Raw genomic sequence first — 5882 nt, 5'->3', positions numbered from 1 at the left:
CGCCGCGACCGAGCGTCCGGCCCGCGGCCGTGGCCGCAGCCGCCGCGCCGCCAGCAGCGACGGCATCATCACCACCGGCACCCCGGCCGCCGTCGAGGCCCCCGCCGCGCCGGCAGAGGCACCGGCCGCCGCCGTCGCCGGGACCGACTCGGCCGAGGCAACCGGCGAGACCCGACGCCCGCCGCGCACCCGCAACCGCCACGCGCAAGGCGGGGGCCGCACAGCCGACGCCGGCACCGACGGCCCGGCGGCCGGCGGCGACCACACCGCCCAGGCCGAGCGGCCCGCCCACGAGCAAAACGGCAGCGCCCCCCACACCGGAGGCCAGGGGACTGACGCCCACGACGACCGCTCCGAGGCGGGCGAGAACGCCGACCGCTTCGAGCGCGGCAACAATCGCAACCAGCGCGGGGGCAACCGCGGACAGCGAGGCAGCGAGCGCACCGAGCGCGCCGAGCGCCAGACCACCGAGCGCCAGACCACCGAGCGCAGCGGCAGCGAACGCCACGAGCGCAGCGATGATGAAGACGGTTCACGGAGCAACCGCAACCGCCGCAACCGCCGCGACCGCAACTCCGGCGATTCCGGTGACCGCAACGATCGGGGCGGGCGCAACGACCGCAACGACCGGTTCCGGGACCGCAACGAACGCCGTCGCGGCCGCACCCAGGGACCGGACTTTGACGATTCAGAGGTCACCGAGGACGACGTGCTGCTGCCCGTCGCCGGCATCTTGGACCTGCTGGACAGCTATGCGTTTGTCCGCACCTCCGGCTACCTGCCCGGCTCCAACGACGTCTACGTCTCCTTGTCCCAGGTCAAGAAGTACAACCTGCGCAAGGGTGACGCCGTCGTCGGTGCCATCCGCGCCCCCCGCGACGGCGAGGACCGCAGCCAGGCACAGAGCGCCCGGCAGAAGTTCAACGCCCTGGTGCGCGTCACCAGCGTGAACGGCAAGCACCCGGACGAGCTCAAGGACCGCGTAGAGTTCTCCAAGCTGGTGCCGCTGTACCCCTCCGAGCGCCTGCGCCTGGAAACCGACCCCAAGAAGATCGGTCCCCGCGTCATCGACCTGGTGGCCCCGATCGGCAAGGGCCAGCGCGGTTTGATCGTCTCCCCGCCCAAGGCCGGCAAGACCCTGATCCTTCAGTCGATCGCGAACGCCATCACCACCAACAACCCTGAGGTCCACCTCATGATGGTCCTTGTTGACGAGCGTCCCGAAGAAGTCACCGACATGCAGCGCACGGTCAAGGGTGAGGTCATCGCCTCAACCTTCGATCGTCCGGCCGACGACCACACCCAGGTCGCGGAGCTCTCGATTGAACGCGCCAAGCGCCTGGTGGAGATGGGCATGGACGTTGTGGTGCTCCTTGACTCCATGACCCGCCTGGGCCGCGCGTACAACAACTCCGCCCCGTCCTCCGGACGCATTCTTTCCGGTGGCGTGGATTCCGCGGCCCTGTACCCGCCCAAGCGCTTCTTCGGGGCGGCCCGCAACATTGAAAACGGCGGCTCGCTGACCATCCTGGCCACGGCGCTGGTGGAAACCGGTTCCAAGGCCGACGAGGTCATCTTCGAAGAGTTCAAGGGCACCGGCAACATGGAGCTGCGCCTCTCACGCCAGCTGGCCGACAAGCGCATCTTCCCGGCCGTGGACGTCAACGCCTCCGGCACGCGCCGCGAGGAAAACCTGCTCTCCCCGGAAGAGGTCAAGATCATGTGGCGCCTGCGCCGCGTGCTCTCCGGCCTGGAGATGACGCAGTCCCTTGAACTGCTGACCTCCAAGATCCGCGAGACGCAGTCCAACGTCGAGTTCCTCATGCAGATCCAGAAGACCACCCTGGGTTCCAAGGCCGAGCACGACAAGTAGCTACTGACACGAATCCGCCTTCGTCGTGAAGGGGCCCACCCAGGGCTCCCTCACGACCTCGGCGGATTCGTGCGTTAACCGGGCCGGCAGTGGACCCTCAGCGCGGGCGGCGGAGCGCGAGACCCGCTGCTTGGGTCCGGCGGCCGAGCCGGCGTTTTTCCGTCCGGCTATCCGGCCTTCGGCCGCGGGCGGCCTTGGGCCTCCTTGACGCCGGACTATAAAAACGCCGGCCACGCCGCCTGGGACGCCGACTCACCTGCGCGCCTTGTCCCCGCCCGCGGGCCGGGATTTCGTTATTAGACTTGACTTACGTTGAGAGAGGTTTTGACATGTTTGAATCCATCCACGGGTTGCTTGATGAGCACGCCGAGTTGCAAATGCGGCTCAGCGACCCCGCCGTGCATGCCGACCAGTCGTTGGCGCGCAAGCTGGGGCGCCGGTATGCGGAATTGGGCGGCGTCGTGGAGGGCTACCACCAGGTGGAGCTGCTCACCGGCGATCTTCAGGCGGCGAAGGAAATGGCGGCGGAGGACTCCGAGTTTGCCGCCGAGGTGCCGGTGCTGGAGCACCAATTGGCCGCCGCCCAGGAGAAGCTGCGCCGCCTGCTGATCCCGCGCGACCCCGATGACGCCCGGGATGTGATCCTTGAGGTGAAGGCCGGGGAAGGGGGTGACGAGGCCGCCTTGTTTGCCGCGGACCTGGTCCGCATGTACACCCGTTACGCCGAGCACCGGGGCTGGAAGACGGAGGTCATCTCCGCCACCGAGTCCGACCTGGGCGGCTACAAGGATATTTCCATCGCCGTGAAGGGCCGCTCCAACGATCCGGCCGAAGGCGTCTTTGCCCGCCTAAAGTTCGAGGGCGGCGTGCACCGCGTGCAGCGCGTGCCCGCCACCGAGTCCCAGGGCCGCATCCACACCTCGGCCGCCGGCGTGCTGGTGCTGCCCGAGGTCGATGAGCCCGAAGAAGTGGAGATCAACCAGAACGATCTCAAGATCGACGTCTACCGCTCCTCGGGCCCCGGCGGCCAGTCGGTGAACACCACCGACTCCGCCGTGCGCATTACCCACCTGCCCACGGGCATCGTGGTGGCCATGCAGAATGAAAAGTCGCAGCTGCAGAACCGCGAGGCAGGGATGCGCGTGCTCCGTGCCCGCATCCTCGCCCACCAGCAGGCCATCGTCGRCGCCGAGAACTCCGCGGTCCGCAAGTCACAAATCCGCACCATGGACCGCTCCGAGCGCATCCGCACCTACAACTATCCGGAAAACCGGATTGCCGACCACCGCACCGGTTACAAGGCCTACAACCTGGACGCCGTCATGAACGGTGACCTGGAACCGGTGGTGCAGTCGGCGATCGAAATGGACGAACAATCCCGATTGGACGCCTTGGGTGACTGAGGCTTTCCCCGGCACGGGCCCCGTTCCCCTGGCTGATGCGCTCAAGAGGGCGACGGCGGTCCTTGCCGCCGCAGGCGTGCCGTCGCCCGCGGTGGACGCCCAGTTGCTGGCCGCCCACCTGCTGGGTGTCGGGCTGGGCGAGCTGCGGGCCATGGTATTTGGCACGAGTGAGTCGCCGGCCGGCTACGACGCGCTCGTGGCCCGCCGGGCTGCCCGCGAACCCCTGCAACACATCACCGGAATCGCGTATTTCCGGCACCGGGAGCTGGCCGTTGGCAAGGGAGTCTTTGTGCCCCGGCCCGAAACGGAGACCGTGGCGCAGCTGGCCATCGACGTTTTAACACGGCTGCACCAGAACCGCGGACCGGGGAGCGAAGTCATTGCCGTGGACCTGGGGACCGGCTCCGGTGCCATCGCCGGCGCCCTGGCCACGGAGGTTCCCGGCACCCGGGTCCATGCCGTGGAACTCAGCGAGGACGCGTTTCCATGGGCCGTCCGGAACCTGGCCGGCACGGGGGTCAACCTGGTGCACGGCGACATGCGAGATGCCTTGGCCGAACTGGACGGAACGGTGGATGTGGTCATCTCCAATCCGCCGTACATCCCGGCGGGCGCGATTCCCCGCGATGAAGAAGTCCGGCTGCACGATCCCCACATGGCATTGTTCGGCGGCGGAGCGGACGGGATGGAAATGCCCGCCGCCGCTGCGGCCGCGGCCGCCCGGCTGCTGCACCCCGGGGGCTGGTTTGTCATGGAGCATGCCGAAGTTCAGGCCGGCCAGATGGCCCGGCTGTTGCGCGCCGGAGGCCAGTGGCGGGACATCGCCGGGCACCGGGACCTGTCCGGACGGGACAGGGCCACCAGCGCCTACCGCAACTAGGCGCCGTCCGCAGGCGGCGCGACTTGGCGGCGGGTTCTTGAACTGGGGCGCGGTGATGAAAGAATGGGCCAGTGAGCACCACTTCCTATAACTGCACCAACGACGCCCAGCGAACCGACGGCCTGGCCCATGCCCAAAAGGCCCTGGCCGCCAAGCAGGTTGTCGTCATCCCCACGGACACCGTGTACGGCATCGCCGCCGACGCCTTCTCCCCCCAGGCGGTGGCCACGCTGCTGGCTGCCAAGGGCCGGGGCCGCGACATGCCCCCGCCGGTTCTGATTCCCCGGATCGGCACCATGGAGGGGCTCGCGACGGAGATCAGCGACGACGCCCGGAAGCTGGCGGAGAAGTTTTGGCCGGGCCCGCTGACCCTGATCTTTCACGCCCAGCCGTCCCTGACCTGGGATCTGGGGGACACCGTGGGCACGGTGGCGCTGCGCGTTCCCGACGATCAACTGGCCCTTGACCTGCTGGCCGTGACCGGACCGCTGGCCGTCTCCAGCGCGAACCGCACCGGGGCGCCGGCGGCCCAAACGGCGCAAGCGGCCCGCGAACAGCTGGCCGAGTCYGTCGAGGTGTATCTGGAGGACGGCTTCCGGCCGCTGGAGGGCACCGATCCCGTCCCGTCCACGATTGTGGATGCCACGGGCCTGCGCCTGCGCCTGGTCCGTGAGGGGGCGATCAGCTACGAGCAGATCCACCGGATGATCCCCAGCGCGCTGAACCTGTTGGACGAACCGGAAATGTGGGAGCCCGCAGCCGAGCCCGTACCCGAAGCTGAAATCGAGCCCGCACCCGTAGCCGAATCCGAACCCGAACTCGCGTCCGCAGCCGAATCCGCAGCCCCGAACGGGGCGATTTTCGACATCTATTGCGGGTCAGGTGCCACGAGGGGGTGGTGCGGGTCAGGTGCCACGAGGGGGTGGTGGCGGGCCGCCAGTGCCTGGCGCAGCACCTTGGCCGCGGCGGGGGCCGGCAACAGGGCTGCGTCGTGGGCCCAGCCCGGATGTTGCCTCTGGCCAAACCACATGAGTTCCACCCGGCGCAACTGGCCGTGCAGGCGATCCCCGGCCAGGCCGGAGACGGCATAGCCAACCGTGAGGACAAGCCGGCACAGCCCGGCAGGCAGGTGCAGGGGCCGGCGGCCGCCGGCGGCCGCCAGGACCTCGGCCACGCTGAGCCCCTCCCACGGTTGCAGGACGATCGCGGGGACCGGGCCGGCAAAGAGTCCGGTTTCCACCACAAACCACGCCAACGCGTCGATGGAGCTCACCGGCGTGGGGGCCGCTCCGGGGGCGGCCACGGATGCGAGCGGCGAGGCCGCGATCTTCACTAGCGACCTCGTGGTGGGGCGGGTCGCGCCTTGCACGGACGTCGCGCGCAGCACCACCACGTTCGTCGCCGTGCCCACGGCCCCGGCCAATTCCTCCAGGGCCTCCTCGCCCAGCGCCTTGGACCGCGAGTAGGCCGAAAAAGGGGCCCGGTCGCGGCTCTCATCGATGGTGGGGCGGTGTCCCTGGACGGCCGCGCTGCTCAGGTGGATGAGCCGTTCCACGCCGGCCGCGGCGGCGGCCAGGGCGATGACGGCCGGCAGCAGCGCGTTCGCGCCGGTGAGCTCGGGGGAGTCCGCTTCACCCGGGGTCGCCAGGCCGGCGGCATTGACGACGACGCCGGCCCCGGCCAGCGCCGCGCACAGTGCGGCAAACGCCGCGGACCCTTCCAGGCC

4 protein-coding genes and 1 pseudogene are annotated in these 5882 nt (G+C 69.4%); 4 read left to right on the top strand and 1 reads right to left on the bottom strand.

Annotated features, from left to right (window positions below; translation table 11 throughout):
* From rho to AB4Y80_RS16800, 4 genes and pseudogenes are all read left to right on the top strand, one after another.
* On the top strand, nt 1-1873 hold a 1873-nt coding region (gene rho, locus AB4Y80_RS16815), incomplete at its 5' end, for a transcription termination factor Rho (RefSeq protein WP_442215481.1).
* Nucleotides 1874-2202: 329 nt separating this feature from the next.
* Nucleotides 2203-3276, top strand: coding sequence for a peptide chain release factor 1 (prfA, locus tag AB4Y80_RS16810; protein WP_442215480.1), 1074 nt, complete (start codon nt 2203-2205; stop codon nt 3274-3276).
* Nucleotides 3269-4156 (top strand): peptide chain release factor N(5)-glutamine methyltransferase, encoded by an 888-nt coding sequence (prmC, locus tag AB4Y80_RS16805; RefSeq protein ID WP_442215479.1) that lies wholly within the window; start codon nt 3269-3271, stop codon nt 4154-4156. Before prfA ends, prmC begins: the two co-directional genes overlap by 8 nt.
* A gap of 71 nt (nt 4157-4227) precedes the next feature.
* Nucleotides 4228-4843 (top strand): annotated as a pseudogene (locus AB4Y80_RS16800) (L-threonylcarbamoyladenylate synthase); the annotation flags it as partial.
* Nucleotides 4844-5024: 181 nt separating this feature from the next.
* On the opposite strand, the gene AB4Y80_RS16795 reads toward AB4Y80_RS16800, so the two are convergent.
* Nucleotides 5025-5882 (bottom strand): NAD-dependent epimerase/dehydratase family protein (locus AB4Y80_RS16795; protein WP_442215478.1); only part of this gene is annotated, 858 nt, incomplete at its 5' end.

Source organism: Specibacter sp. RAF43 (genome assembly GCF_052114065.1).
Classification (GTDB): domain Bacteria; phylum Actinomycetota; class Actinomycetes; order Actinomycetales; family Micrococcaceae; genus Specibacter.
Note: the sequence above shows the minus strand (reverse complement) of the source record. Positions and strands in the feature narration are given on the sequence as shown.